Genomic DNA, 23,812 nt, shown 5'->3' with positions numbered 1-23,812 from the left:
GGCCCTGCCGGCGCTCCATTCGGAAAGATCGACGGCTGCCCCAGGCAGCCGTTTTATTTTGCTTTCCTTTCGGCAAATTCAGGACTATTCTTTAAGCAGCTTCCCTCAATCGGTCAGGGCATTATGGCAATCCAGGTCATTCTCAATAGCGCTGGCAGCAAGCTCTGTGTCCCTGGTTTTTTCATGGCGCGCCAGCCTGTCCTGGACCGTCGCCAGGAGGCCCTGGCCTTTGAGCTTGTGTTTTATCCCGTCGACAGCCAGGCCGAGGCTGCAGGCAGTGATCATCTAACCGCTGCCGTTATAAGCCATTTCGCGGAAATGGATATGCTGAAGGTGATTGGCGAATTGCGTGGTTTCGTCAATATCGATGAGCAAGTCCTCATGAGCGAGGTATTTCAGCATATCCCGCGCACCAAATTCGTTTTCTGCCTGGCCGGCACGGTCACGGCGACCGAGGCGGTGCTGCAAAGGCTTGGCGAGCTTGCCGCGCAGGGTTTCGTGTTTGGGGTGGATGAGGCAATGGCAGATGCCGAAAGCCTGCAAAAACTGATACCGCTGGCAGAAGTCATCAGATTCGACTTGCACAAGCGGACGCGCGAGGAACTTGTGCAGCTGACTTCCCAGTCCCATTTCGCCAACAAGAAACTGCTCATCGACAATGTCGACACACTGGCGCAGTTCGATGCCTGCCTGGCACTGGGATTTGACTACTTCCAGGGTTTTCACTTCGCTCGGCCGACAATTGTCCCGAACCGGCAACTGGCGCCGTCGCAACTGGCGATCATCGATATCATTGCGCTGATTACCAGCGATGCCGACAGTGTCGAGATCGAGGAACGCATCAAGCGCGACGTTTCTCTTGGCCTGAACTTGCTGCGGCTGGTGAATACCGCTGCCGTCGGCACACACCGTATCGATTCGCTGCGGCAGGCGCTGATGGTCTTGGGGCGCAAGCAGCTGGCAAGCTGGCTGCAGGTAATGCTGTATGCCCAGGCCGAGGAGAATGCCCCCAGCGTCAAGCCTTTGCTGATGCTGGCGACGGCGCGTGGAAAATTGCTGGAATTGATCGCGCAACGTCACCGTCCCGGCAATCGCGGCATTGCCGATGCCGCATTCACGGTCGGCATCATGTCGCTGATGGATGCGCTGTTCGGTCTGCCCATGGTGGAGATCCTCAAGCAAATCGCTGTGGTCGAGGAGGTCAGCGATGCGCTGCTGGTGCACCAGGGTTATTACGGGGATTTGCTGGCATTGATCGAGGCGATCGAGCGTAGAGATGCCCTTGCATTGTTGCCGATGCTAGGCAAGTTCCATCTGGATAGCGGTGACTTGTTCTTGCTGCAGGCGGAAGCCTATGAGTGGAGCAATAACGTTGCGCGCGCCATGCATCAGTAAAAGAAAAAGGGACTGCATGCTTTTCGTCATGCAATCCCTTTAAATTACTGGTGGGTTGTGAGTGGCTCGAACACTCGACCTACGGATTAAGAGTCCGCTGCTCTACCAACTGAGCTAACAACCCGAAGCCGAAGATTATACTGTATTTTTATAATTCCAGGAAGAAACGCGCTGCTCGCATGCGTGAATTCGGATAACTTCGGAAAAAATTCAAGGCGCCACAGGCGAGCGATATGAATTACTATGAATTCGAATACTGGCTATTTTCCATCACCATGATGCGTATGAATGACAGGAGAAATAGGAAAGCTGAACGAATCCAGAAATGAAAAGGGCTTGCATTTCTGCAAGCCCTTCATATTCTTGGTAGGCCGTGCGGGATTCGAACCTGCGACCAACGGATTAAAAGTCCGCTGCTCTACCAGCTGAGCTAACGACCCAAAGAAGGAAAATTATAATAATAAGTGGGCGGCCTGTCAATGCTGATCGTTGCTGCGCGCCAAAAAATGCAAAAATCAGAAGCGACAGGCAGACCCCCCACTTCTTATTTCAGGATTGCCAAACGTTCCTTGGCGGTTTTTGCGGCGGGCGCCTCCGGATACTTCGCCACCAGGCTTTCCAGCGTTTTTTTGGTGGCGGCGCGATCCTTCAGTTCCAGCTGGCAGGTGGCAATATTCAGCAGTGCATCAGGCGCTTTCGCGTGGTCGGGAAAATTCTTGACGACCGCCTGTTGCGCTACCATGGCATTGCGGTAATCGCGCAGCGCATAGAAGCTATTGCCCAGCAAATACTGTGCATTGGCCGCATACCCAGATTGCGGAAAGCGCCGCACGAAGTCGGCCAATGCCACCGATGCCGCTTTGTAGTCTCCCCCATTGAACGATGCCAGTGCAGCGTCATAGGATTTTTGCTCGGCAGGATCGACACTGATTTCCTTGCCATCGAACGTCACGCGCTGCGGTTCCAGCTTGCGCAGACGGTTGTCGAGATCGACGTAAAAATCCTTCTGGCGCTGCTGGGCATTGGCCAGTTCATTGCTCAGCACTTCAAGCTGGCCGCGCAGCCTTGCCACTTCCTGACGCAACTGTTCATTCTGGTTGGCCAGGTCGAGCACGCTTTTCTGGTTCGCCTTGCCGTCCATTTGTGCAGCGTTCTCCTTCTGGAACGCCTCGAACTTGCCGCGCAAGTCCACAATGGCCTTGCGCGCCTCGTCGTCGCCGAACAGCGCGTGGGCCGGCAGCGGCGCCAGGGAAGCTGCGGCCAGGCAGGCCGCAGCAAGAGCAGGGGAGACTAGCCTTTTCATTATTGGTAGGCCAGATCGGCGCGGCGGTTTTCAGACCAGGAAGCTTCATCGCTGCCTTGTGCCTTCGGCTTTTCCTTGCCAAACGAAACGGCTTCCATTTGCGCGTCGGCTACGCCCAACAGGGACAACGACTTGCGCACTGCTTCGGCGCGCTTCTGACCCAGCGCCAGGTTGTATTCGCGGCCGCCGCGCTCGTCGGTATTGCCCTGGATGACGACCTTGCGCCCCTTGTTGGCGCTCAGGTACTTGGCATGTGCCTCGACTACCGGCTGCGCTTCGGCCTTCAGCACGTAGCTGTCCAAATCGAAGTAAAAGCTGCGCTGTGCCAATGCGCCCTTGGCATCTTTCAGCGGATCGGTTGACTGGGTGTCGACGGTGGCGACGGTGCGGCTGCCATCGGTGCCCTGGGCCGGCGTGGCAGCGCGGTCTTCGATCGGCGCCTTGTCGTTCAGGCTGGTGCTCGAACAAGCGGAAAGTGCCAATGCGCTACACAGAATAAAAGCGGATGCGGAAAGTTTTTGCATAAAAAGCTCCTTGAGTTGAGAGTTGGTTGGGTGGATTTATTTCATGAACGGGCCCCAGCTGGGCTCACGGATATCGCCTGCCTGGGTGCTCAAACGGTACTTGGTGCGGCCATCGACCGACACCACCTCCAGCGAACCGCGGCGACCGGTTTCGGTCGCATACATGATGTACTTGCCGTTCGGCGAAAAGCTTGGCGATTCGTCGCGCGAGGTGTCGGACAGGCGCAGTTCCTGGCCATTGCCAAGATCCTGCGCATACAGCTGGAAGCGGCCTTCGCGGCGTGAAATATAGGCCAGCGTCTTGCCGTCGGGGGCAATGCGCGGACTGATGTTGTAGCTACCCTGGAAGGTCACGCGCCGCGCCTCGCCGCCGTCTGCCGGCATGCGGTAGATTTGCGGCCCGCCGCTGCGGTCGCTGGTGAAATAGATGCTCTGGCCATCGGCCGAGAACTGCGGTTCGGTATCGATGCCATTGGTGCTGGTAAGACGGCGCAAGCCGCTGCCGTCAGCATTGACTACATACACCTGGGTCAGGCCCTCGCGCGCCAGGGCGATGGCAAGCCGTCTGCCGTCTGGCGACCAGGACGGCGCCGAGTTGCTGCCCTTGAAGTTGGCCACGACGGTGCGCTCACGACTGACCAGGTCTTGTACGTACACCACCGGCTTCTTCTTTTCGAAGGAGACATAGGCGACTTTGGTGCCATCCGGCGACCAGGCCGGCGAGATGATCGGCTCGTTGGAGCGCAACGCAACATGCACGCTCTCGCCATCGGCATCCGCGACTTCCAGTCGGTATTCGTTGCCGGCCCTGGTTACATAGGCAACACGCGTGGCGAAAGCGCCGCGTACACCCAGCAACTTTTCGTAGATGTCATCGGCGATCTTGTGCGCTGCCAGCCGCGTGAATTGCGGTTGTACCGCCATCGCCAGGCCTGACAGCTGGGACGCTGCGAGCGTGTCGAGCAGCTTGTAGCGCACATCGAAGCGCCCGTCAGCCAAGCGCTGCACGCTGCCCACCACTAGCGCGTTGGCGCCACGCGATTTCCAGTCGCCGAACTTGACCGGTGTGGTTTCCGATATCGCTACGCCAGTGTCGATGATCTTGAAGTAGCCGCTCCGGGCAAGATCGGCCTTGATGATGGCGCTGACCTGTTGCGGCGCGACGCCTTCGTCGGCAAAAGCGGCAATCGCAATCGGGATCTGGTTGGCGCCGACACCGGAAATTTCGACGCGCAACTGGGCGTGTGCGGTCGCTGCCGCAAACAGCCCCAGAAGGGCGAGAGTGCGAAAAAAATCAAAGCGGAAGAGATGTTTTTTCATCATGGCTTACTGCTCTTTCGGTCGATGGATCACTGGAAAGTCGGACGGTACAGCACCGGATTTGTCGGCAGGGAAGGGCGCCGACAATTCGATCGCCCGCCGCACTGCATCGTCGAATGCCGGAATGCCCGAGGATTTCACCTTGCGTGGCGCGCCCCGCAAGGAGCCGTCCGGGAATAGCTGCACATCATATTCCACCGAAGGGTTGCCTTCCAGCCCGGGCGGAACGGAAAACGCCGTATTCGACTTGATTTTTGCCGCAACCTTGCCAGCATAGCCGGCATCGCCGCGCATGCCTTGCGATTTGACCGCTGTGCCGCTGCCGCCACTGCCGGCGGGGCCAGCGAGGTTTTTCTGCGCGTCCTGGCGCATTTGGGCCAGCAGTTTTGCTTCTTGGGCATCCTGCCGCTTTCTCTCGGCATCTGCCTTTTCTTTTTTCGCCAGTTCCTTCTTCTTGTCCTTCTCTGCCTGTTCCTTTTCTTCCTTCAGCCTGGCCAGGCGCTCGATCCGTTCTTCCTCTTCGCGTTGCGCCTTTTCTTTTTTCTTGCGCTCTTGCTCGAGCGCGATATCGGGTTTTTCCACGGGGGCTTTTACCGCGTGTTTCGGTTCGGGCTTGCTGACGGGTTCAGGTTCCGGCCTGGGCTCCGGCTCGGGTTCCGCCTTGGACGGCACTGGCGGCGGCAAAGCCTGCTGCGGGGCGGCGTCTTTCGTCTCCATATCCCAGACCTCGGCTTCCAGCGCCACCGGCGTTTCGCTTTGCCAGCGGATACCGATCCACAGGAAAATGAACAGCGCCGCATGCACCACCACCGCCAGCGCGATGGCGCGCCAGCGGCCTGGTTCTTGCGGAACGGAATATGGAGTCGTGTCAGCCATGATGCCGTTTATCTGGTCGCCAGCCCGACCCGGGTAATGCCGATCTTTTTCGCTTCTGACAACGCCTGGATCACTTCCTCGTACTTGATTTCCTTGTCGGCAGCGATCATCACCGGCATGTCGGGGTGTGCCGCATGCAGGTCGCGCAGGGTGGCGACCAGTTCAGTGCGGCTGGCCGTTGTCACGCTCTGGGCAGTACCTCCAGCGCCGCTTGCGCCGCTGCCGCCGATTTTCACGGAGGCCGACCCATCCTGTTTCATGGATACCTGGATGTATTCCGAGGGCGGCTGGGCCGACTTGCCGGCAGTCGGCAGATTGATCACGCTCGGATCGGTCATGGGCGCGGTGGCCATGAAAATCACCAGCAAGACCAGCATCACATCAATGTAAGGCACCACATTGATTTCAGACTTGAACTTGCGGCTACGGCCGCCGCGCAACGATCCGGAAAACGAGGAAGCCATCGATCTTTCTCCTTAACGGACCTGCCGTTGCAGGATATTCGAGAATTCCTCGACGAAGCTTTCGAAGCGGATCGCCATCCGGTCGATGTCGTGCGAATAGCGGTTGTACGCTACCACCGCCGGAATCGCCGCGAACAGGCCGATGGCGGTGGCGATCAGTGCTTCGGCAATGCCCGGCGCGACCGCTGCCAGGGTGGCCTGTTGTACGTTCGCCAGACCGCGGAAGGAATTCATGATGCCCCAGACGGTGCCGAACAAGCCAACATAAGGCGACACCGAACCGACCGAAGCCAGGAATGCCAGATGCGATTCCAGCGCATCCATTTCGCGCTGGTAAGCCGCCCGCATGGCGCGCCGCGCGCCATCGACCAGGGTGTTGGCGTCGACTGTGCCCTTGCCGGCAATGCTTGCCTTGGCCTTGTTGAATTCGCTCATGCCTGCCTCGAAAATGCGTTCCAGCGCGCCGGTCTGGCCGGTGTTGCGTCGACGATTCGAGACTGCGTCTTCATATAGGGTATTAAGATTGCCTCCCGCCCAGAAATTGCGCTCGAATTCTTCGGTTTGCGTCTTGGCGCTGCGGATGGCAAACAACTTGCGGAAAATATAAGTCCAGCTCATCAGCGAGACGGCGGCCAGCAGCAGCATGACCAGCTGGACCAGCAGTGATGCATTGGTAATCAGGGAAACAAACGAGAGGTCTTGTGCAACTGTCATAGGAAGGAGCGCTGTGACGAATAATGGAAAGGTTCAGTCGGTATGCGTAAAACGGCAATACCGGTGTGATGGAACTGGCAGGGCGATAGCGGGTTGCAGTAACGAGGCTTTATTCGGCATTGTTCAGTTTCAGACGCATGGAATCAGGAATGGCGCAAGGACGTAAATTCGCCTTGCCGACACAAACGATGGTCACCAATCCCTCTGCCAGCAAGGTCGCGTGTTCCGCCTGGAGGCGCCAGGCTTCTTGTCGGATTTGCAGGGAGGCACCCCCCACGCGTTCGACTACGACAACCAGTTTCAGTTCGTCATCAAGTTTCGCAGGCGCATGATACTCGATCGAAGCCTTTTTTACGACGAAAAGCAAGCCAAGATTATCCGCCAGCACATGCTGACTGTAGCCAAGTGCCCGCAGCCATTCGGTACGTGCACGCTCGAAGAACTTCAGGTAGTTTGCATAAAAAACAATCCCGCCCGCATCCGTGTCTTCGTAATACACACGGATGGGCCAGCTAAATGCTTCGTCGGAGTTCATGCTTTCTCAGTGCGCAGGCGTGGGTTGTGGCGGTCATTGTGAAGCCAGCAAGTCGCGCTTGATGGCGAAAGGAGAAAAGCCCTGGCATGTCGGCATCATCTCGATATGATTGATATTCACATGTGCCGGCAGGCTGGCAACCCAGAACGCAGCTTCGGCCACATCGGCTGCAGTGAGCGGCGCGGTGCCTTCATACACTTTCGCCGCCGCCGTGTCATCGCCGCGGAAGCGCACATTGGAAAACTCAGTGCCGCCCGCCAGACCGGGCGCAATATTGGTCGCACGTACGCCGGTGCCGGCCAGATCCGCGCGCAAATTCCGGGTGAACTGATCGACAAAAGCTTTGGTTGCGCCATACACATTGCCACCCGGGTAAGGGTAGGTGCCGGCGATCGAACCGATATTGATGATGGTGCCACTTCTGCGCGCCACCATCTCTGGCAGCAGCAGGCGCGTCATGGTGACGAGACCCTTGCAGTTCGTCTCGATCATGGTTTCCCACTCGTCCAGCGCGGCTTGATGCGCCGACTCAACGCCCAGTGCCAGGCCGGCATTGTTGATCAGGACATCGATCGGGCGCCATTCGTCAGGCAGGGCAGCCAGCGTCTCGACGATCGAGGCCTTGCTGGTGACATCCATGGCAATCGGCAGAACCGCCGTTCCCAATTCCGCGGCCAGGGCATCGAGCCGGTCGCGGCGGCGGCCGGTGGCAATCACCTTGTGGCCATGCTGTACAAACTTGCGTGCCATTTCCTCGCCAAAACCGGACGTGGCACCTGTAATGAAGACAATCATCATATCCTCTTGAATAACTGTTGATTATAGGCAAAATTATGCTGCGGCGCTTGCCCGAGCCCGTCAACGACATCCGTTTGCCCCTGCTGGCCTAACATTCATACCGCAATTCACCATGTGGCGACGGCGGTGCGGCAGCGGCTGAACCGCAGAATTCTTGCTCAAATCAAGGGCTTATCATACAATTTACGACCATTTCGTCTCACGTGACTGGCGAAAAACCGGAATACGCATTCCGGTGACAAGGTGGATATCCACCGGGGAACGTGAGATTTCTTCCGCCGTTCGCCTGGGCAGCCCAAATGGAAAGCACGATTGAGGCTGCCTGTCATTTCCTGTTGGCCCTCATTCGATTGAGCCCAGGCATTTTGAATTCATCAATTGGAGTAATTTCTCATGTTCGCAAAAGACCACACCCTTGCCAAGGTCGACCCGGAACTTTGGTCCGCCATCCAGCAGGAAAACACCCGCCAGCAAGACCATATCGAACTGATCGCTTCGGAGAACTATACATCGCCCGCGGTGATGGAAGCCCAGGGTTCGCAGTTGACCAATAAATACGCCGAAGGCTATCCCGGCAAGCGCTACTATGGTGGCTGCGAGTATGTCGATGTTGTCGAAACCCTGGCGATCAATCGCCTGAAACAATTGTTCGGCGCTGAAGCCGCCAACGTGCAGCCCAATTCCGGCTCGCAAGCCAACCAGGGCGTATTCTTCGCCATGCTAAAACCTGGCGACACCATCATGGGCATGTCGCTGGCCGAAGGCGGCCACCTGACCCATGGCATGGCGCTGAACATGTCCGGCAAATGGTTCAATGTCGTTTCATACGGCCTGAACGACAAGGAAGAAATTGATTACGAAGCCATGGAACGCCTGGCGCGCGAGCACAAGCCCAAGCTGATCATCGCCGGCGCATCTGCTTATGCGCTGCGCATCGATTTCGAACGTTTCTCGAAAATCGCCAAGGAAGTTGGTGCCTACTTCATGGTCGATATGGCGCACTACGCCGGCCTGATCGCCGCCGGTGTCTATCCGAATCCGGTGCCGTACGCCGACTTTGTTACTTCGACCACGCACAAATCCCTGCGCGGTCCGCGCGGTGGCGTGATCCTGATGAAGGCAGAATTCGAAAAAGCCATCAACTCGGCAATTTTCCCCGGCATCCAGGGCGGCCCGCTGATGCACGTCATTGCCGGCAAGGCGGTGGCATTCCAGGAAGCGCTGACGCCGGAATTCAAGGCTTACCAGCAGCAAGTCGTGAAGAACGCCGATGCACTCGCCAAGGCGCTGATCGAGCGTGGCTTGCGTATCGTCTCCGGCCGCACCGAGTCCCACGTGATGCTGGTCGATCTGCGTGCAAAGGGGCTGACCGGCAAGGAAGCTGAAGCTATTCTGGGTGCGGCGCACATCACCTGCAACAAGAACGGCATCCCGAATGACCCGCAGAAGCCATTCGTGACGTCTGGCATTCGCCTTGGTAGCCCGGCCATGACCACGCGCGGTTTCACGGAAGCTGAAGCGACCAAGGTTGGTCACTTGATCGCCGATGTGCTGGATAACCCGCAGGATGCCGCGACCATTGAACGAGTCAAGGCCGAAGTCAAGAAACTGACTGACGCCTTCCCGGTCTACGCGAAGTAATCTGCGTCAAAGCGCCTTCGTAACCCGTTTGGGGCGAAGGCGCTATCGAAGCCGGTTTCTCGAGGTGTAATGATTAGAACAAGAATCTCGCAATGAAATGTCCCTTTTGTCAGCACGAAGATACGCAAGTCCTTGATACGCGGGTATCGGAAGAGGGTGATTCAATTCGCCGCCGCCGTCGCTGCGTGCACTGCGACAAGCGCTTTACCACTTACGAGCGTATCGAGCTGGCGATGCCTGTGATCGTCAAGAAAAATGGCAGTCGCACCGAATTTGACCCAACCAAATTGCGCGCCAGTTTCATGCTGGCGCTGCGCAAGCGGCCGGTTTCTGCCGAAGCGATTGATGCCGCCATACACAGGATCGAAGAAAAGCTGCGCTCCAGTGGCGAGCGCGAAGTCATGTCTGGCCGCATCGGCGAACTGGTGATGCACGAGCTGAAGCGCATGGACAAGATTGCCTATATCCGCTTTGCCTCGGTTTACAAGAGTTTTGAGGATGTAACCGAATTCCAGGATGCGATCGCCGAGGTTGGTCAGGAGCGCAAGCCGGCAGGCAAATAAGCTTGCCGGGCAAGTCAATAATCTGGCCGGGGAAATTTCACGAAAAAAGTCGCCGAAAGAAGTGGACGGTTTCCGTTGCAAGCCCCATAATCCTGCTTCTTCGTTGCCACCGACGACTCGCAAGAGTGTTGAAGCGGCGAAGGAAGAGAAGTTTGATTGCGGAAGTTGGTCAAAGCAGTACGTCCTCCCTGGCAGCAAATCCCCTCGGTTGCATTGATCCGGCGCTTTGGCCCGGTTCCTTGTTTTTCAGGCCTGCGTGTCTGTGCCGGTGGATTGTCTGGTGTTCCGTCCGGCAAGTCCGGGTGGGGTGAAGGAGAGGCGGCGTTGGAGAGGGTTGAAAAATTCTTCAAAAACGCGGTTGACGAAAACTTTGAAACGCATCATAATCTTGCCTCTCTGCTGCTGACGAACAAAACGCTTCGCAGCCTGCCGGTCACCTGGCAAAGCAGAAAAGAAAGTTCTTTAAAAATTAACAGCCGATAAGTGTGGGCGCTTGATGGAGTGCAGCGCTGGGTAGCCAGCGTCAAGCTTAAAATATCAAGTGCTCGCACAGAAGAAAATAGGTCAGTCCGCAAGGATTGATCCTGTCAGTATTTTGAGTGAGCGACGGTTCTTCGGAACCTGTCCGCAAGGACACAAAACAGAGATTAAACTGAAGAGTTTGATCCTGGCTCAGATTGAACGCTGGCGGCATGCCTTACACATGCAAGTCGAACGGCAGCGCGGACTTCGGTCTGGCGGCGAGTGGCGAACGGGTGAGTAATATATCGGAACGTGCCCTGGAGTGGGGGATAACGCAGCGAAAGTTGCGCTAATACCGCATACGATCTACGGATGAAAGTGGGGGATTCGCAAGAACCTCATGCTCCTGGAGCGGCCGATATCTGATTAGCTAGTTGGTAGGGTAAAAGCCTACCAAGGCATCGATCAGTAGCTGGTCTGAGAGGACGACCAGCCACACTGGGACTGAGACACGGCCCAGACTCCTACGGGAGGCAGCAGTGGGGAATTTTGGACAATGGGGGCAACCCTGATCCAGCAATGCCGCGTGAGTGAAGAAGGCCTTCGGGTTGTAAAGCTCTTTTGTCAGGGAAGAAACGGTTCTGGATAATACCCGGGACTAATGACGGTACCTGAAGAATAAGCACCGGCTAACTACGTGCCAGCAGCCGCGGTAATACGTAGGGTGCAAGCGTTAATCGGAATTACTGGGCGTAAAGCGTGCGCAGGCGGTTGTGTAAGTCTGTCGTGAAATCCCCGGGCTCAACCTGGGAATTGCGATGGAGACTGCACGGCTAGAGTGTGTCAGAGGGGGGTAGAATTCCACGTGTAGCAGTGAAATGCGTAGATATGTGGAGGAACACCGATGGCGAAGGCAGCCCCCTGGGATAACACTGACGCTCATGCACGAAAGCGTGGGGAGCAAACAGGATTAGATACCCTGGTAGTCCACGCCCTAAACGATGTCAACTAGTTGTCGGGTCTTAATTGACTTGGTAACGCAGCTAACGCGTGAAGTTGACCGCCTGGGGAGTACGGTCGCAAGATTAAAACTCAAAGGAATTGACGGGGACCCGCACAAGCGGTGGATGATGTGGATTAATTCGATGCAACGCGAAAAACCTTACCTACCCTTGACATGTACGGAACCCTGCTGAGAGGCGGGGGTGCTCGAAAGAGAGCCGTAACACAGGTGCTGCATGGCTGTCGTCAGCTCGTGTCGTGAGATGTTGGGTTAAGTCCCGCAACGAGCGCAACCCTTGTCATTAGTTGCTACGAAAGGGCACTCTAATGAGACTGCCGGTGACAAACCGGAGGAAGGTGGGGATGACGTCAAGTCCTCATGGCCCTTATGGGTAGGGCTTCACACGTCATACAATGGTACATACAGAGGGCCGCCAACCCGCGAGGGGGAGCTAATCCCAGAAAGTGTATCGTAGTCCGGATTGGAGTCTGCAACTCGACTCCATGAAGTTGGAATCGCTAGTAATCGCGGATCAGCATGTCGCGGTGAATACGTTCCCGGGTCTTGTACACACCGCCCGTCACACCATGGGAGCGGGTTTTACCAGAAGTAGGTAGCTTAACCGCAAGGAGGGCGCTTACCACGGTAGGATTCGTGACTGGGGTGAAGTCGTAACAAGGTAGCCGTATCGGAAGGTGCGGCTGGATCACCTCCTTTCTAGAGTATGCATGCAAGTTGAGCGCTCACACTTATCGGTCTGTTAGTTGAAGAGAACAGAAAACAGTGCCCGCAGCACCACGGGGCAATTGAGGTCTGATCAAGCGGGTCTGTAGCTCAGCTGGTTAGAGCACCGTGTTGATAACGCGGGGGTCGTTGGTTCGAGCCCAACCAGACCCACCAGGAATACGGGGGTTTAGCTCAGCTGGGAGAGCACCTGCTTTGCAAGCAGGGGGTCGTCGGTTCGATCCCGTCAACCTCCACCAGTTTCACAAAGGTCAAACCACAGTCAGTCAGTATGACGAGACTCTGGTTTGGTTTTTAGAAGACCATTGGCTGTTTTGTTCTTTAACAATCTGGAAGAAGTAATAGTAAAGAAATTTATCAGTTGGCCTGATGCAGGAATGCATTGGAAAGACTGGTGGGTTGTGATTGTATCAATCATCGAAGTATGAAAGCGTTCCCGCGCAAGCGAGAATGGCTGGATTACGGCAAACGCAACAAACTCAGAATAACTCTATGACGTCTCTTGGAATGGGAACAAACCGAGAGATCAACGTTATAGGGACAAGTGACTAAGTGCACATGGTGGATGCCTTGGCGATTACAGGCGATGAAGGACGTAGTAGCTTGCGATAAGCTGCGGGGAGCTAGCAAACGAGCTTTGATCCGCAGATTTCCGAATGGGGAAACCCGGCCCTTTGGGTCATCACTCACTGAATACATAGGTGTGTGAGGCGAACGTGGCGAACTGAAACATCTAAGTAGCTACAGGAAAAGAAATCAACCGAGATTCCCAAAGTAGTGGCGAGCGAAATGGGAAGAGCCTGCAAGATTTAGCATTGTTGATAGTGGAATGCTCTGGAAAGTGCAGCCATAGAGGGTGATAGCCCCTTACACGAAATCAGCGTTGTGGAACTAAGTTTGCGACAAGTAGGGCGGGACACGTGAAATCCTGTCTGAACATGGGGGGACCATCCTCCAAGGCTAAATACTCGTAATCGACCGATAGTGAACCAGTACCGTGAGGGAAAGGCGAAAAGAACCCCGGAAGGGGAGTGAAATAGATCCTGAAACCGTGTGCATACAAACAGTAGGAGCCTCGCAAGGGGTGACTGCGTACCTTTTGTATAATGGGTCAGCGACTTACATTCAGTGGCGAGCTTAACCGAATAGGGGAGGCGCAGAGAAATCGAGTCCGAACAGGGCGACAGTCGCTGGGTGTAGACCCGAAACCAAGTGATCTACTCATGGCCAGGATGAAGGTGCCGTAACAGGTACTGGAGGTCCGAACCCACTAATGTTGAAAAATTAGGGGATGAGCTGTGGGTAGGGGTGAAAGGCTAAACAAACTTGGAAATAGCTGGTTCTCTCCGAAAACTATTTAGGTAGTGCCTCTTGTATCACCATCGGGGGTAGAGCACTGTTATGGCTAGGGGGTCATCGCGACTTACCAAACCATTGCAAACTCCGAATACCGATGAGTGCGAGCAAGGGAGACAGACGTCGGGTGCTAACGTCCGGCGTCAAGAGGGAAACAACCCAGACCGCCAGCTAAGGTCCCAAAGATTGGCTAAGTGGAAAACGAAGTGGGAAGGCTAAAACAGTCAGGAGGTTGGCTTAGAAGCAGCCACCCTTTAAAGAAAGCGTAATAGCTCACTGATCGAGTCGTCCTGCGCGGAAGATGTAACGGGGCTAAGCCAGTCACCGAAGCTGCGGATATGTCTTAGGACATATGGTAGGAGAGCGTTCTGTAAGCCTGCGAAGGTGTCTTGTAAAGGATGCTGGAGGTATCAGAAGTGCGAATGCTGACATGAGTAGCGATAATGGGAGTGAAAAGCTCCCACGCCGTAAGCCCAAGGTTTCCTGTTCAACGTTCATCGGAGCAGGGTGAGTCGGCCCCTAAGGCGAGGCAGAGATGCGTAGCTGATGGGAAGCAGGTTAATATTCCTGCACCGTCGTGTGATGCGATGGGGGGACGGATCGCGGAAGGTTGTCCGACTGTTGGAATAGTCGGTTTGTGCATCAGAGAAGGCCCTTAGGCAAATCCGGGGGCGTAATTCAAGGGTGTGCGACGAGTGGCCTTGTGCCGCGAAGCAATCGGAAGTGGTTCCAAGAAAAGCCTCTAAGCTTCAGTCACATGATGACCGTACCGCAAACCGACACAGGTGGGCGAGATGAGTATTCTAAGGCGCTTGAGAGAACTCGGGAGAAGGAACTCGGCAAATTGGTACCGTAACTTCGGGATAAGGTACGCCCTAGTAGCTTGACTGGCCTGCGCCAGGAGGGTGAAAGGGTTGCAATAAAATGGTGGCTGCGACTGTTTAATAAAAACACAGCACTCTGCAAACACGAAAGTGGACGTATAGGGTGTGACGCCTGCCCGGTGCTGGAAGATTAAATGATGGGGTGCAAGCTCTTGATTGAAGTCCCAGTAAACGGCGGCCGTAACTATAACGGTCCTAAGGTAGCGAAATTCCTTGTCGGGTAAGTTCCGACCTGCACGAATGGCGTAACGATGGCCACACTGTCTCCTCCCGAGACTCAGCGAAGTTGAAATGTTTGTGATGATGCAATCTACCCGCGGCTAGACGGAAAGACCCCATGAACCTTTACTGTAGCTTTGCATTGGACTTTGAACCAATCTGTGTAGGATAGGTGGGAGGCTTTGAAGCGGGGACGCCAGTTCTCGTGGAGCCAACCTTGAAATACCACCCTGGTTTGTTTGAGGTTCTAACCTTGGCCCGTTATCCGGGTCGGGGACAGTGCATGGTAGGCAGTTTGACTGGGGCGGTCTCCTCCCAAAGTGTAACGGAGGAGTTCGAAGGTACGCTAGGTACGGTCGGACATCGTGCTAATAGTGCAATGGCATAAGCGTGCTTAACTGCGAGACTGACAAGTCGAGCAGGTACGAAAGTAGGACATAGTGATCCGGTGGTTCTGTATGGAAGGGCCATCGCTCAACGGATAAAAGGTACTCTGGGGATAACAGGCTGATTCCTCCCAAGAGTTCATATCGACGGGGGAGTTTGGCACCTCGATGTCGGCTCATCACATCCTGGGGCTGTAGCCGGTCCCAAGGGTATGGCTGTTCGCCATTTAAAGTGGTACGTGAGCTGGGTTTAAAACGTCGTGAGACAGTTTGGTCCCTATCTGCCGTGGGCGTTGGAAGTTTGAGGGGGGCTGCTCCTAGTACGAGAGGACCGGAGTGGACGAACCTCTGGTGTACCGGTTGTCACGCCAGTGGCATTGCCGGGTAGCTAAGTTCGGAAGAGATAACCGCTGAAAGCATCTAAGCGGGAAACTTGCCTCAAGATGAGACTTCCCGGGAACTTGATTCCCCTAAAGGGTCGTTCGAGACCAGGACGTTGATAGGCTGGGTGTGGAAGTGCAGTAATGCATTAAGCTAACCAGTACTAATTGCCCGTGCGGCTTGTCCCTATAACCTTGATGTTATGGATGACGAGTATGCTGTGAATGCCATGATCGATTCTGGCAATCACAACCGCCAATATATATAGCACCCTAAACTATTGCTTCTTCCCGGATTGCGTTGTTTGCGATGCCCAGCTCAACGGGCACCACAAATGACACTACAAGTTATGCCTGATGACCATAGCAAGTTGGTACCACCCCTTCCCATCCCGAACAGGACCGTGAAACGACTTCGCGCCGATGATAGTGCTGCAACCAGTGTGAAAGTAGGTCATCGTCAGGCTATTTACCCCAGAAACGCCCCGACTTCGAAAGAAGCCGGGGCGTTTCGCTTTGCGCGGACGATTTATTTGCCTGCACATTCAAGGGGCGATCCACCCCCTTCTGCACCGCGGCCCCATCGGGGCGACTTCTTGCCTCAGGCTGCCTTGCTCTGCCGCAGGGGCCATTCGAATCAGCTAACACATGGTTTCCACGCTGTTACGCACATCTCAATTAAAACGTTTCCGGATTAAGTCGGAACGTGACGCTGTGCGGGTTGAGCGGCTCAGGCAGGAAGTATATTAGTAAGCACCTCATCAGCACCGTCATTGACTTTCGGTGCTGATGGTGATGCGGGACTCAGGCTGATTTTTTCAGGCGCTCTGCGACGTTCCATGGCAGGAGATCTGCCACGCGATTGATCGGATAGTCTGCGATGTGGGTAAACACATGGCGCAGGTACGCTTCCGGATCGATGCCGTTGAGGCGGGCTGAGCCGATGAGCGAGTACATGGCGGCAGCACGCTCGCCACCGCTGTCAGCCCCCAGGAACAGGAAATTCTTCCTGCCAAGACAGACGCCGCGCAAGGCATTCTCCGCGATATTATTGTCGATCTCTGCCATGCCATCGTCGCAATAATAGACCAGCGCCTGCCACTGGTTGAGCGCGTAGTTGATGGCCTTGGTCGTGTCCGATTGGGTCGATAGTGTCAACAGCCGCTGTCGCAGCCAGATTTCAAGATCGTCCAGCAGGGGCCTGGCCTGCTGTTGCCGAATCCGTTGCCGCTCGTCCGGTGGTTGCCCACGGATTTGCGCTTCGATGGCATACAGCTCGCCAATCCGTCGCAGCGCTTCGGTAGAGGTGGGCGTAGCCTTGCGCACGTGCAGGTCATGGAGCTTGCGACGGGCATGTGCCCAGCATGCCGCTTCCTTTACCTGGCCATCCGCATAGATCGCGTTGAAGCCTGGAAATGCGTCAGCCTGAACCACGCCGGCAAATCCGGCCAGGTGCGACTGCGGATGCTGGCCCTGGCGGTTCGGCGAATAGGCAAACCACACGGCCGCTGGAGCGGACGAGCCGGCATTGCGATCATCCCTGACGTACACCCAGAGTCGGCCCGTCTTCGTCTGACCATTGCCGGGAGACAGTACCGGCATCGGCGTCTCGTCCGCATGAATCTTGCCCGGGGCCAGTACATGGCGGCGCAGTGCCTCCACCAGAGGGGTAATCAGCACACCGCATGCGCCCATCCAGCGCCCTGTGGTGGCGGGATCCAGATCCACCCCTTTCCTGGCGTGGATGACCGATTGGCGATACAGCGGTTGATGATCGGCGAATTTCCCCACGGCGATGTTGGCCAGCAGACCGGGGGCCGGCGAAACTGCGCTGGATCGGCCGACTCGGTGCGGCCGCCTGGACGATCACGTCGCAGCAGCCACAGGCTTTTTTACGGCGTACGTGACGAATCACCTTGAAGGCGGCGTCGATGATTTCCAGCTGTTCGGAAACGTCTTCGCCGAGCGACTTGAGGTCGCCGCCACATGCCGGGCAGGCTTGGACCTCTGGCTCGATGATGTGGTCTTCGCGCGGCAGGTGGTCAGGCAATGGCTGGCGTGCCGACTTCTGCCGGGGCGTTACTGTTTCCGGCTGCTTCTGTTCGGCAGCGCCTTCCTCGGCAAGCAGATCTTCCAGACGCGTTTCCAGCTGCTCGAGTTTCTTGTCGATCTTCTCGGACTTGCGGCCGAACTGCATGCGCTTGAGTTTGGCGATCTGCAGTTGCAGCTGCTCGATTTCGAGCGTGCGCACGGAAAGTGCCAGCTCCAGCGTCGACACGGTATGGCGCAATTGCTGGAGCTCGTCGTCGCGGCGCAATAGCAAAGCCTTCAGGGCATCAATATCGTCCGGCAGTGAGGCGGGGGTGACAGGCATGCGCGGCAGTTTACGCGCTTGCCGGAATGTTTACAACAAGGAAAGCGGTGGCCCGGTGCGTTCCGGCTGCTTCCAGTTGATCCCCTCCAGCAGCATGGACAGCTGCGCCGGGGTCAGGTGGATCTTGCCGCTGTCGGCTTGTGGCCAGACAAACCGGCCATGCTCAAGCCGCTTGATGAGTAGACATAGTCCATCGCCGGTGGCCCACAGCACCTTGATGACATTGCCACGCCGGCCACGGAAGACGAACACATGGCCTGAGAGCGGCTCCTCGGCCAGGGTCATTTGCACCTTGGCCGCCAGGCCATTCATGCCTGCCCGCATGTCGGTGATGCCTGCGGCGATCCAGATGCGTGTTCCCGCCGGCAGGCCCATCATGCGCGCACCATCCGCAGAATCGCGTGCAGCATGGCCAGATCGGCATGGCCATCGAATCGGACCGTCACATCGGCGATGGCGATTTCGATGATGCCTTGTCGCGCAACGCACGTGTTCGTTGTGCTTGCCGTCTCCGTCGTCGCCGCAAGTCGAGGCGTTGATGTGGGCGCGACCGCTGCCGCTCTCTCGACTATCGTGACGGGCAACATGGCCTGAGGCGCTGGCGCAGCATCGAACAGGCCAGCCACCAAATGGCGCCGCCACTTGAACAGCATGTTGGCGTTGATGCCGTGCTGCTGCGCCAGATGGGAAACGGAAGCGCCAGGCTCGCTGGCCTGCTGTGCCAGCTGCCGTTTGAACGCAACCGGAAAATTCGGGCGCCGCTTGCGACGCCCCTCTAAAATCAATGAATCCATGATAGTTCCCACTAAAAAATAGCGGGAACTATCGTGGATTATTTGGATAAAATCGTCCAGACGGTACAGATGAGGCGCTTACGTATATTACTTGGACGTGCCCAGTTCGTTATTTCCTTCTACGAAAGCGATGAAGGCCGGGCCTGCCTGATCTGTCAGAGTCTCGCGGATTTTTCTGAAGAAGAAATCTGGCGTGCGCACGAATCGGAAAGCCTGGCATCGGATCTGGTGCGGCGGGCCATTGAATTTTCATCCACCGTCGCGTGTGATTTTTTTATCTTCAGTTACCCAGAACGCCACAGCAAGATCGGCAATAACGCCATGGTCTTGCTCGCTGCGGAGCGAGACATGACGCTGGCGCGATTCTTCAGTTGCCATCCCGATGCTTCAGGTGAGGAAAGTAGGGAGGACCTCCGCAGCGCCGCCCGCTGGAACGGTAGAACGTCGCTTCCCAGCTTGCGCGCGGCGGGCGTGAGCTTGTTGCTTGTTGCTTGTCGCTTGTCGCCGATGCGGTTACCGACCCGCTGTTGGCCGCCGAGCTTGCGGTTGCCAAACAGTTTTTCAAGGTGTTCATCTTGCGCGCCGCTTAAGCCAGTGTCGATGAACGGCAGTCGCTTAAGCCAAATCAAATGAAGTGATTTTCTCTCTGCGCCTCCCATGAATATGAGATGCGCGCCCGGTGTTTTCCCTAGTATCGTTTGCATTATCAAAAATGCAATGACACACAGGGCGACACCCATATGCGAAAACGGACAAAGCAAACAGGCGCGGGATTTTCATTGGTCGAAGTGCTGGTGTCCCTGTGCATCCTGTCGTTGGGCGTCATCGGCGCGGCTTCCATACAGTTGACCGCGCTCCGTACCACCCAGCAATCCGGGTTCCACAATATCGCACTGCAACTGGCGACCGACGTCGCCGACCAGGTCCGCATCAGTGAGGCAAGTAATCCCCTGCTGACACTGGATTTCAAAAGCAGCGAGCAAGCCGCCATACCCGCTGCGCTCTGTTATGGCGCCGCAGCAGGATGTGACGGCGCAAGCATGGTGGCATTCGCCAGTTACGAAGTACAAAGGCGGCTCCAGAATTTGTTGCCGCAGGGCCGGATCAAAGTCTGTCGTGATGCTACGCCTTGGGATGACAAAGCTCAAACCTATCATTGGGATTGTGGCAGCGCCGGCAGCGACGCACCCATTGTGGTCAAGGTCGGCTGGCGGAATCCGGGCGAGGTCAAGGCTGGCGCCGCAACGCTCGCGGCTGTTCCGCAATTCGTCTTGCTGGTCCGTTCCTGACGGGAGGCGCCATGTGGAGAAACTACATGCTTCATTGCCGGACCAGGCTGCATCATGCCGGGCTGACCCTGGTCGAGTTGATGGTGTCGATGTCATTGAGTCTGGTTGTGATTCTGGCCGCCACGCTGCTGTTATTGAGCAGTAAATCTGCCTACATTACAAACGATGACGTTGTGGTGATCCAGGAAAGCGGGCGCCATGCGATTGAACTCATTGTCAGGGCCTTGCACCAGGCCGGGTATGAGGACTGGGATGGCGCGGGTGCTATCCGGCTGACGGCGACGACTGACAGCGCCAACATCATCGGCATGGATGCGCGCAGCCTGAAAAGTACCGGCATTGCGATGGAGTCGCCGGTTAAAAAATCCGTAAACGGCAGCGACGTGCTGGGCATCCGTTTTCATGGCGCCGGTAGCGGCGAGCTTGGGGATGAAACCATGCTCAACTGCGCAGGCTTCAGTGTCGCTTCTTCCCTGAAGGACGGCACAGGAAGCGAGCGCGGCTGGAGCATTTTTTTCGTCGCCGAAGACGCCACCGGTGAGCCGGAACTGCGGTGCAAATACAAGGGAAAAAGCAGCTGGACAGCCGTGGCGATAGCGCGTGGCGTCGAGTCCTTCCAGATCTTGTATGGCCTCGATGAGGATGGTGACGGTGTTGCCAACGTGTACCTGCGCGCCAGCGAGGTCGACACCCTGGACGACGCCTTGTCGTTGGCCGGTGCGTCCAGCGCCGAACAGGCAGTCGACAAGAACCGCAAGACGCACTGGAAGAAAATTGTCACCATCAAGGTGGCGATCCTGATACGCGGTGAAAACGCCGCCCGCGCGGATGCCATTGGGAAGTCGTACGACTTGTTCGGCAAGGACTATGGCGATGCAATGGGCGGGACCGATCACGGCACCCGTATAGAGGAAAAGACACTGCCCGCCAAGAGCCGCAACCGGATCCGCAAACTTTTCGTCGCCACCATACAGTTGCGCAACCAGAGCATGGGAAACCCGGCATGAATCGGCGAAAAATGTGTGGTGCTGCACTCGTCGTGGCGCTGATCATGCTGATGGTTATTCTGATGCTGGGCCTCGCCGCTGCGCAGAGCGCTTTGCAGGGTTTGAAAACAGCGCGCAACGACAGCGATCGTCAGGTCGCCTTTCAGGCGGCCGAAGCCGCATTGCGGGATGCCGAAATGGATATTGAGCACTCTCCGGATGCCGGGAAGTCGCGCAGCGCCATTTTTTCGCGACGAAGCGCACTGGGCTTTCCGGCGCCCGGCGAGACTGGCTGCAATGGCGGCGCTGCAAACATTTATCTCGGGCTGTGCCGGCGCACCGCCATGGACACGGTACCCACCTGGCAAACGGCCGACTTTGGGGACGAGGCCGCCACCACTCGTTCAGTGCCTTATGGGACTTTCACAGGTCAGATCCTTCAAGTGGGGAAGGGGGCGTTGCCCAGCCGCCTGCCCCGCTACATCATCGAGCTCTTTTCTTATAACAAGCCGGGTGAGGCCGCCGACAAGCCCAGCTATTTCTATCGTGTTACCGCCGTCGGGTTTGGCGCGCGCGAAACCACGCAGGTCGCTTTGCAAAGTTTTTACCGGAAGGAGAGCGAGTGACTCGTCAGCAGAAAATAAAATTTATCGTAGCGACCAGGTCCTCAAGGGGGATCGCTCCGGTGTCGGTCTTGCTGTTTGGGTTGATGCAGCCTGCGTGGGGTGGCGTCCCCCCGGTGCAGATTGCCCAAAGCCCTTTATTGCAGGGCGCAGCTGGCATGTCCGTAATGGCGGTGGGCAGCACGGGCCTGGAATCCAGTGGCACATTTCTTTACCAGGCTGGCTTCGATGCTGTGTGGTGGAGCGGCAAGCTCAGGAAACATGCAATCGACGTTGCCAGCGATGGCAGCTTGCAACTGGCCAGCGTCCCGGAGTGGGATGCGGCAGATATCCTGAGCGGCCTGAAAAGCGTGCCAGCCTTGCCCTTGCCTGGGAATCGCAAAATCTATACCTCAAACCCCGGCATTGCATCCGGCATGGTGGAGTTCAAATGGGACAAGCTTGCGGATAGCCAGCGGGCGGCGCTGGATGCCTCGCCGCTTGACGGTGCCAGCGACGGACTGGGCGCGCAACGCGTGGATTTTTTACGCGGTGGTCGCAGCGCGGAATTGGGCCAGCCGCAAGGGATATTTCGTCTGCGCGATGGCGTGTTGGGCGACATCGTCAACAGCAACGTGGTCCATGTCGGGGCGCCGGCCCATGACGGCGCCGGCGCTGAATACCTGCAGTTTTACGCGGCGCGAAAGAATCGCGCGCGTGCCGTGTATGTCGGCGCCAACGACGGCATGCTGCATGCATTCGACGCCAAGGATGGCGTCGAGCTGTTCGCCTACGTGCCGCAATGTCTGATCCGCAATCTGAATCAGTTGAGTCGCCCCGATTATGTGCACCGGCCGTATGTGGATGGCGCGATTGCGGTGGCCGAGGCGCGCGTGCTGGGAAAATGGAAAACCGTGCTGGCCGCCGGCATGGGCGGTGGGGCGCAAGGCGTATTTGCGCTGGATGTCTCCGATCCAGCGGACTTTAATGGTGGCGCCGGGGTCTTGTGGGAATTTACGGACCACGATGATGCCGATATGGGCAATGTATTCAATGTGCCGGTGATCGCCAGGTTCCGCAGCAAGTTGCCGCCCGGCCTTCCCGAATATCGCCATTTTGTGATGGTAGCCAGTGGCTTGAACAATTACCGGGATGATGGTTATGCCAATCCTCTGGCGCCTGCGGTTCTGTTTCTGCTGTCGCTGGACAAGGGGCCAGATGAACCCTGGCAGCCTGGCGTAAATTATTTCAAGTTCAAGAAACCGATCCTCGATGCCGCATTGCCGAATGGCTTGAGTCCGCCCGCCATGGTCATCGGCGAGGATGGTGCAGTCCGTTACGCCTATGCCGGCGATTTGCAGGGCAACCTGTGGCGTTTCGACTTCTCCGGCGGCTTGCCTTGGAAAAAGGAAAACCAGGGCACCGCACCCTTGTTTGTTGCGCTCGATGATCAGCAGCGCCGACAGCCGATTACGACCCAGCCGCGGGTGGTGTTCGCGCCCGGCGGCGGTTATGTGGTTTTGTTCGGCACCGGTAAATTCCTCGAGCAAGTTGACATCGATCCCGCCGGATTCGCTAGCCAGTCCTTTTATGGGATTTACGATGCCGTGCAGGCGTCCTATGCAGTAGCGGGCCGCAGCCAGCTGGCGCCGAGAACGCTTTTCAAGGCAGGCAATGTACTGGAATTCGCCGGCCAGGAGTTCAGTTATGGTGCGGCGGCGGGTGGCAAGCGTGGATGGTATTTCGATTTCCTGGCGTCGGAAAAAACTGGCGAGCGCAGCGTCAGCAATCCGCTGGTGGCGTCGGGGCGGCTGTTGTTCAACAGTCTGATTCCGTGCGCCGCACCCTGCCTCGATAGTGGCGGGCGCAGCTATGTGCTGGATGCCCTGAGCGGCTTGCCGGTCGAAAAAAACACCAGCGGCATGATGTCGCAAGTGGGCATGTTGACGGCGCCGGCAATTCTCGAGACTTCTGTTTCAAGCGGCAATCGTAATCCATTTGGCAAGGCCATCGTCCAGCGCAAGTCTGCCGTCATTCATGCCGGCAGTGGCGGCGCCAAGGGCAGCTTGGCGGCCGGACAGGGAGATATCGAGGGGGGGCTCGCCAGTATCGGGGTGCCTGCCATGCGCTTTTCATGGCGCGAGATTTTGAAATGGCAGGAATTGCGTCTTGCCGCCAAAAAGAAATAGGCCGGCGATAT

20 protein-coding genes, 4 tRNA genes, 3 rRNA genes, 1 pseudogene and 1 riboswitch are annotated in these 23,812 nt (G+C 56.8%); of the genes and pseudogenes, 14 read left to right on the top strand and 14 right to left on the bottom strand.

The window, feature by feature from the left end; all coding sequences use genetic code 11:
- Positions 1-105: 105 nt before the first annotated feature.
- Positions 106-285, bottom strand: coding sequence for a hypothetical protein (locus tag D3878_RS24705; protein WP_233556288.1), 180 nt, complete (start codon positions 283-285; stop codon positions 106-108).
- Between the two features lie 39 nt (positions 286-324).
- Here D3878_RS24705 and D3878_RS09225 point away from each other — a divergent pair, with 39 nt between their 5' ends.
- Complete coding sequence (locus tag D3878_RS09225; RefSeq protein ID WP_233556287.1) at positions 325-1,395, top strand: EAL and HDOD domain-containing protein; 1,071 nt, start codon at positions 325-327, stop codon at positions 1,393-1,395.
- Between the two features lie 48 nt (positions 1,396-1,443).
- Here D3878_RS09225 and D3878_RS09220 read toward each other — a convergent pair.
- The 10 genes from D3878_RS09220 to D3878_RS09175 all read right to left on the bottom strand — a co-directional run bounded on the left by D3878_RS09220 (position 1,444) and on the right by D3878_RS09175 (position 7,926).
- Positions 1,444-1,519: transfer RNA gene (locus D3878_RS09220), tRNA-Lys, on the bottom strand.
- A 240-nt stretch (positions 1,520-1,759) separates the two neighbouring features.
- Positions 1,760-1,835, bottom strand: a tRNA-Lys gene (locus tag D3878_RS09215).
- 104 nt (positions 1,836-1,939) lie between these two features.
- Positions 1,940-2,698, bottom strand: coding sequence for a tol-pal system protein YbgF (ybgF, locus tag D3878_RS09210; RefSeq protein ID WP_119785203.1), 759 nt, complete (start codon positions 2,696-2,698; stop codon positions 1,940-1,942).
- On the bottom strand, positions 2,698-3,222 hold the full coding sequence (gene pal, locus D3878_RS09205) for a peptidoglycan-associated lipoprotein Pal (protein ID WP_119785202.1): 525 nt from the start codon (positions 3,220-3,222) through the stop codon (positions 2,698-2,700). Before pal ends, ybgF begins: the two co-directional genes overlap by 1 nt.
- 36 nt (positions 3,223-3,258) lie before the next feature.
- A complete protein-coding gene (gene tolB / locus D3878_RS09200) occupies positions 3,259-4,542 on the bottom strand; it encodes a Tol-Pal system beta propeller repeat protein TolB (protein WP_119787795.1) in 1,284 nt (427 codons plus the stop codon).
- Positions 4,543-4,548: 6 nt separating this feature from the next.
- Positions 4,549-5,418: a cell envelope integrity protein TolA gene (gene tolA, locus D3878_RS09195; protein WP_119785201.1), complete on the bottom strand. Its 870-nt coding sequence runs from the start codon at positions 5,416-5,418 to the stop codon at positions 4,549-4,551.
- Between the two features lie 8 nt (positions 5,419-5,426).
- Positions 5,427-5,882, bottom strand: a complete 456-nt coding sequence (locus D3878_RS09190) for an ExbD/TolR family protein (protein ID WP_119785200.1) — start codon at positions 5,880-5,882, stop codon at positions 5,427-5,429.
- 12 nt (positions 5,883-5,894) lie between these two features.
- Positions 5,895-6,596, bottom strand: a complete 702-nt coding sequence (gene tolQ, locus D3878_RS09185; protein ID WP_119785199.1) for a protein TolQ — start codon at positions 6,594-6,596, stop codon at positions 5,895-5,897.
- A gap of 109 nt (positions 6,597-6,705) precedes the next feature.
- Positions 6,706-7,131, bottom strand: coding sequence for a tol-pal system-associated acyl-CoA thioesterase (ybgC, locus tag D3878_RS09180; RefSeq protein ID WP_119785198.1), 426 nt, complete (start codon positions 7,129-7,131; stop codon positions 6,706-6,708).
- 33 nt (positions 7,132-7,164) lie between these two features.
- Entirely contained in the window at positions 7,165-7,926 is a 762-nt protein-coding gene (locus D3878_RS09175) for an SDR family NAD(P)-dependent oxidoreductase (protein ID WP_119787794.1), read from the bottom strand.
- A 196-nt stretch (positions 7,927-8,122) separates the two neighbouring features.
- A riboswitch (ZMP/ZTP riboswitch) is annotated at positions 8,123-8,228 on the top strand.
- 94 nt (positions 8,229-8,322) lie between these two features.
- On the opposite strand from D3878_RS09175, the gene glyA reads away from it, so the two are divergent.
- From glyA to rrf, 8 genes are all read left to right on the top strand, one after another.
- The gene (glyA, locus tag D3878_RS09170; protein ID WP_119785197.1) at positions 8,323-9,570 is read left to right on the top strand and encodes a serine hydroxymethyltransferase; all 1,248 of its coding nucleotides are present in this window, start codon (positions 8,323-8,325) and stop codon (positions 9,568-9,570) included.
- Between the two features lie 92 nt (positions 9,571-9,662).
- A complete protein-coding gene (gene nrdR, locus D3878_RS09165) occupies positions 9,663-10,133 on the top strand; it encodes a transcriptional regulator NrdR (RefSeq protein ID WP_119785196.1) in 471 nt (156 codons plus the stop codon).
- 156 nt (positions 10,134-10,289) lie between these two features.
- Positions 10,290-10,616: a hypothetical protein gene (locus D3878_RS23475; RefSeq protein WP_147383914.1), complete on the top strand. Its 327-nt coding sequence runs from the start codon at positions 10,290-10,292 to the stop codon at positions 10,614-10,616.
- Between the two features lie 166 nt (positions 10,617-10,782).
- A 16S ribosomal RNA gene (locus D3878_RS09160) occupies positions 10,783-12,315 on the top strand.
- A 106-nt stretch (positions 12,316-12,421) separates the two neighbouring features.
- Positions 12,422-12,498, top strand: a tRNA-Ile gene (locus tag D3878_RS09155).
- A 7-nt stretch (positions 12,499-12,505) separates the two neighbouring features.
- Positions 12,506-12,581: transfer RNA gene (locus D3878_RS09150), tRNA-Ala, on the top strand.
- Between the two features lie 299 nt (positions 12,582-12,880).
- Positions 12,881-15,756, top strand: a 23S ribosomal RNA gene (locus D3878_RS09145).
- Between the two features lie 164 nt (positions 15,757-15,920).
- Positions 15,921-16,033, top strand: a 5S ribosomal RNA gene (gene rrf / locus D3878_RS09140).
- Together the 16S, 23S and 5S rRNA genes with 2 tRNA genes alongside form the textbook arrangement of a ribosomal RNA operon.
- Before the next feature lie 338 nt (positions 16,034-16,371).
- Here the strand turns inward: rrf and tnpC are convergent.
- The 3 genes and pseudogenes from tnpC to tnpA all read right to left on the bottom strand — a co-directional run bounded on the left by tnpC (position 16,372) and on the right by tnpA (position 18,735).
- A pseudogene (gene tnpC, locus D3878_RS09135) lies at positions 16,372-17,941 on the bottom strand (IS66 family transposase).
- Positions 17,942-17,971: 30 nt separating this feature from the next.
- The gene (tnpB, locus tag D3878_RS09130; protein ID WP_119784367.1) at positions 17,972-18,319 is read right to left on the bottom strand and encodes an IS66 family insertion sequence element accessory protein TnpB; all 348 of its coding nucleotides are present in this window, start codon (positions 18,317-18,319) and stop codon (positions 17,972-17,974) included.
- Entirely contained in the window at positions 18,316-18,735 is a 420-nt protein-coding gene (gene tnpA, locus D3878_RS09125; protein WP_119785195.1) for an IS66-like element accessory protein TnpA, read from the bottom strand. The genes tnpB and tnpA overlap by 4 nt, the downstream gene beginning before the upstream one ends.
- A 33-nt stretch (positions 18,736-18,768) precedes the next feature.
- Here tnpA and D3878_RS23470 point away from each other — a divergent pair, with 33 nt between their 5' ends.
- The 5 genes from D3878_RS23470 (at position 18,769) to D3878_RS09100 (ending at position 23,801) form a co-directional block, all read left to right on the top strand.
- Positions 18,769-19,368 (top strand): hypothetical protein, encoded by a 600-nt coding sequence (locus D3878_RS23470; RefSeq protein WP_147383913.1) that lies wholly within the window; start codon positions 18,769-18,771, stop codon positions 19,366-19,368.
- 107 nt (positions 19,369-19,475) lie between these two features.
- Positions 19,476-20,024 carry a type IV pilus modification protein PilV gene (gene pilV, locus D3878_RS09115; RefSeq protein WP_119785193.1) on the top strand — a complete coding sequence of 183 codons (549 nt, stop codon included), beginning with the start codon at positions 19,476-19,478 and terminating at the stop codon, positions 20,022-20,024.
- A gap of 11 nt (positions 20,025-20,035) precedes the next feature.
- A complete protein-coding gene (locus tag D3878_RS09110) occupies positions 20,036-21,031 on the top strand; it encodes a PilW family protein (RefSeq protein ID WP_233556285.1) in 996 nt (331 codons plus the stop codon).
- Positions 21,028-21,636: a pilus assembly PilX family protein gene (locus D3878_RS09105; RefSeq protein WP_119785192.1), complete on the top strand. Its 609-nt coding sequence runs from the start codon at positions 21,028-21,030 to the stop codon at positions 21,634-21,636. Before D3878_RS09110 ends, D3878_RS09105 begins: the two co-directional genes overlap by 4 nt.
- Before the next feature lie 155 nt (positions 21,637-21,791).
- Positions 21,792-23,801 (top strand): pilus assembly protein, encoded by a 2,010-nt coding sequence (locus D3878_RS09100; protein ID WP_158592221.1) that lies wholly within the window; start codon positions 21,792-21,794, stop codon positions 23,799-23,801.
- Positions 23,802-23,812: the final 11 nt, after the last annotated feature.

It is taken from the genome of Noviherbaspirillum sedimenti, from assembly GCF_003590835.1.
Classification (GTDB): domain Bacteria; phylum Pseudomonadota; class Gammaproteobacteria; order Burkholderiales; family Burkholderiaceae_D; genus Paucimonas; species Paucimonas sedimenti.
This window is presented reverse-complemented; position numbering and strand designations above follow the sequence as displayed.

Coding starts and splice junctions, on each gene's coding strand:
- tolA (WP_119785201.1), bottom strand. CDS start 5,418: ATGGCTGACACGACTCCATATTCCGTTCCGCAAGAACCAGGCCGCTGG.
- D3878_RS24705 (WP_233556288.1), bottom strand. CDS start 285: ATGATCACTGCCTGCAGCCTCGGCCTGGCTGTCGACGGGATAAAACAC.
- D3878_RS09105 (WP_119785192.1), top strand. CDS start 21,028: ATGAATCGGCGAAAAATGTGTGGTGCTGCACTCGTCGTGGCGCTGATC.
- D3878_RS09190 (WP_119785200.1), bottom strand. CDS start 5,882: ATGGCTTCCTCGTTTTCCGGATCGTTGCGCGGCGGCCGTAGCCGCAAG.
- tnpA (WP_119785195.1), bottom strand. CDS start 18,735: ATGGATTCATTGATTTTAGAGGGGCGTCGCAAGCGGCGCCCGAATTTT.
- D3878_RS09100 (WP_158592221.1), top strand. CDS start 21,792: ATGTCCGTAATGGCGGTGGGCAGCACGGGCCTGGAATCCAGTGGCACA.
- pal (WP_119785202.1), bottom strand. CDS start 3,222: ATGCAAAAACTTTCCGCATCCGCTTTTATTCTGTGTAGCGCATTGGCA.
- pilV (WP_119785193.1), top strand. CDS start 19,476: ATGCGAAAACGGACAAAGCAAACAGGCGCGGGATTTTCATTGGTCGAA.
- ybgC (WP_119785198.1), bottom strand. CDS start 7,131: ATGAACTCCGACGAAGCATTTAGCTGGCCCATCCGTGTGTATTACGAA.
- tnpB (WP_119784367.1), bottom strand. CDS start 18,319: ATGATGGGCCTGCCGGCGGGAACACGCATCTGGATCGCCGCAGGCATC.
- tolB (WP_119787795.1), bottom strand. CDS start 4,542: ATGAAAAAACATCTCTTCCGCTTTGATTTTTTTCGCACTCTCGCCCTT.
- ybgF (WP_119785203.1), bottom strand. CDS start 2,698: ATGAAAAGGCTAGTCTCCCCTGCTCTTGCTGCGGCCTGCCTGGCCGCA.
- D3878_RS09110 (WP_233556285.1), top strand. CDS start 20,036: ATGTGGAGAAACTACATGCTTCATTGCCGGACCAGGCTGCATCATGCC.
- glyA (WP_119785197.1), top strand. CDS start 8,323: ATGTTCGCAAAAGACCACACCCTTGCCAAGGTCGACCCGGAACTTTGG.
- D3878_RS09175 (WP_119787794.1), bottom strand. CDS start 7,926: ATGATTGTCTTCATTACAGGTGCCACGTCCGGTTTTGGCGAGGAAATG.
- nrdR (WP_119785196.1), top strand. CDS start 9,663: ATGAAATGTCCCTTTTGTCAGCACGAAGATACGCAAGTCCTTGATACG.
- D3878_RS09225 (WP_233556287.1), top strand. CDS start 325: ATGCTGAAGGTGATTGGCGAATTGCGTGGTTTCGTCAATATCGATGAG.
- tolQ (WP_119785199.1), bottom strand. CDS start 6,596: ATGACAGTTGCACAAGACCTCTCGTTTGTTTCCCTGATTACCAATGCA.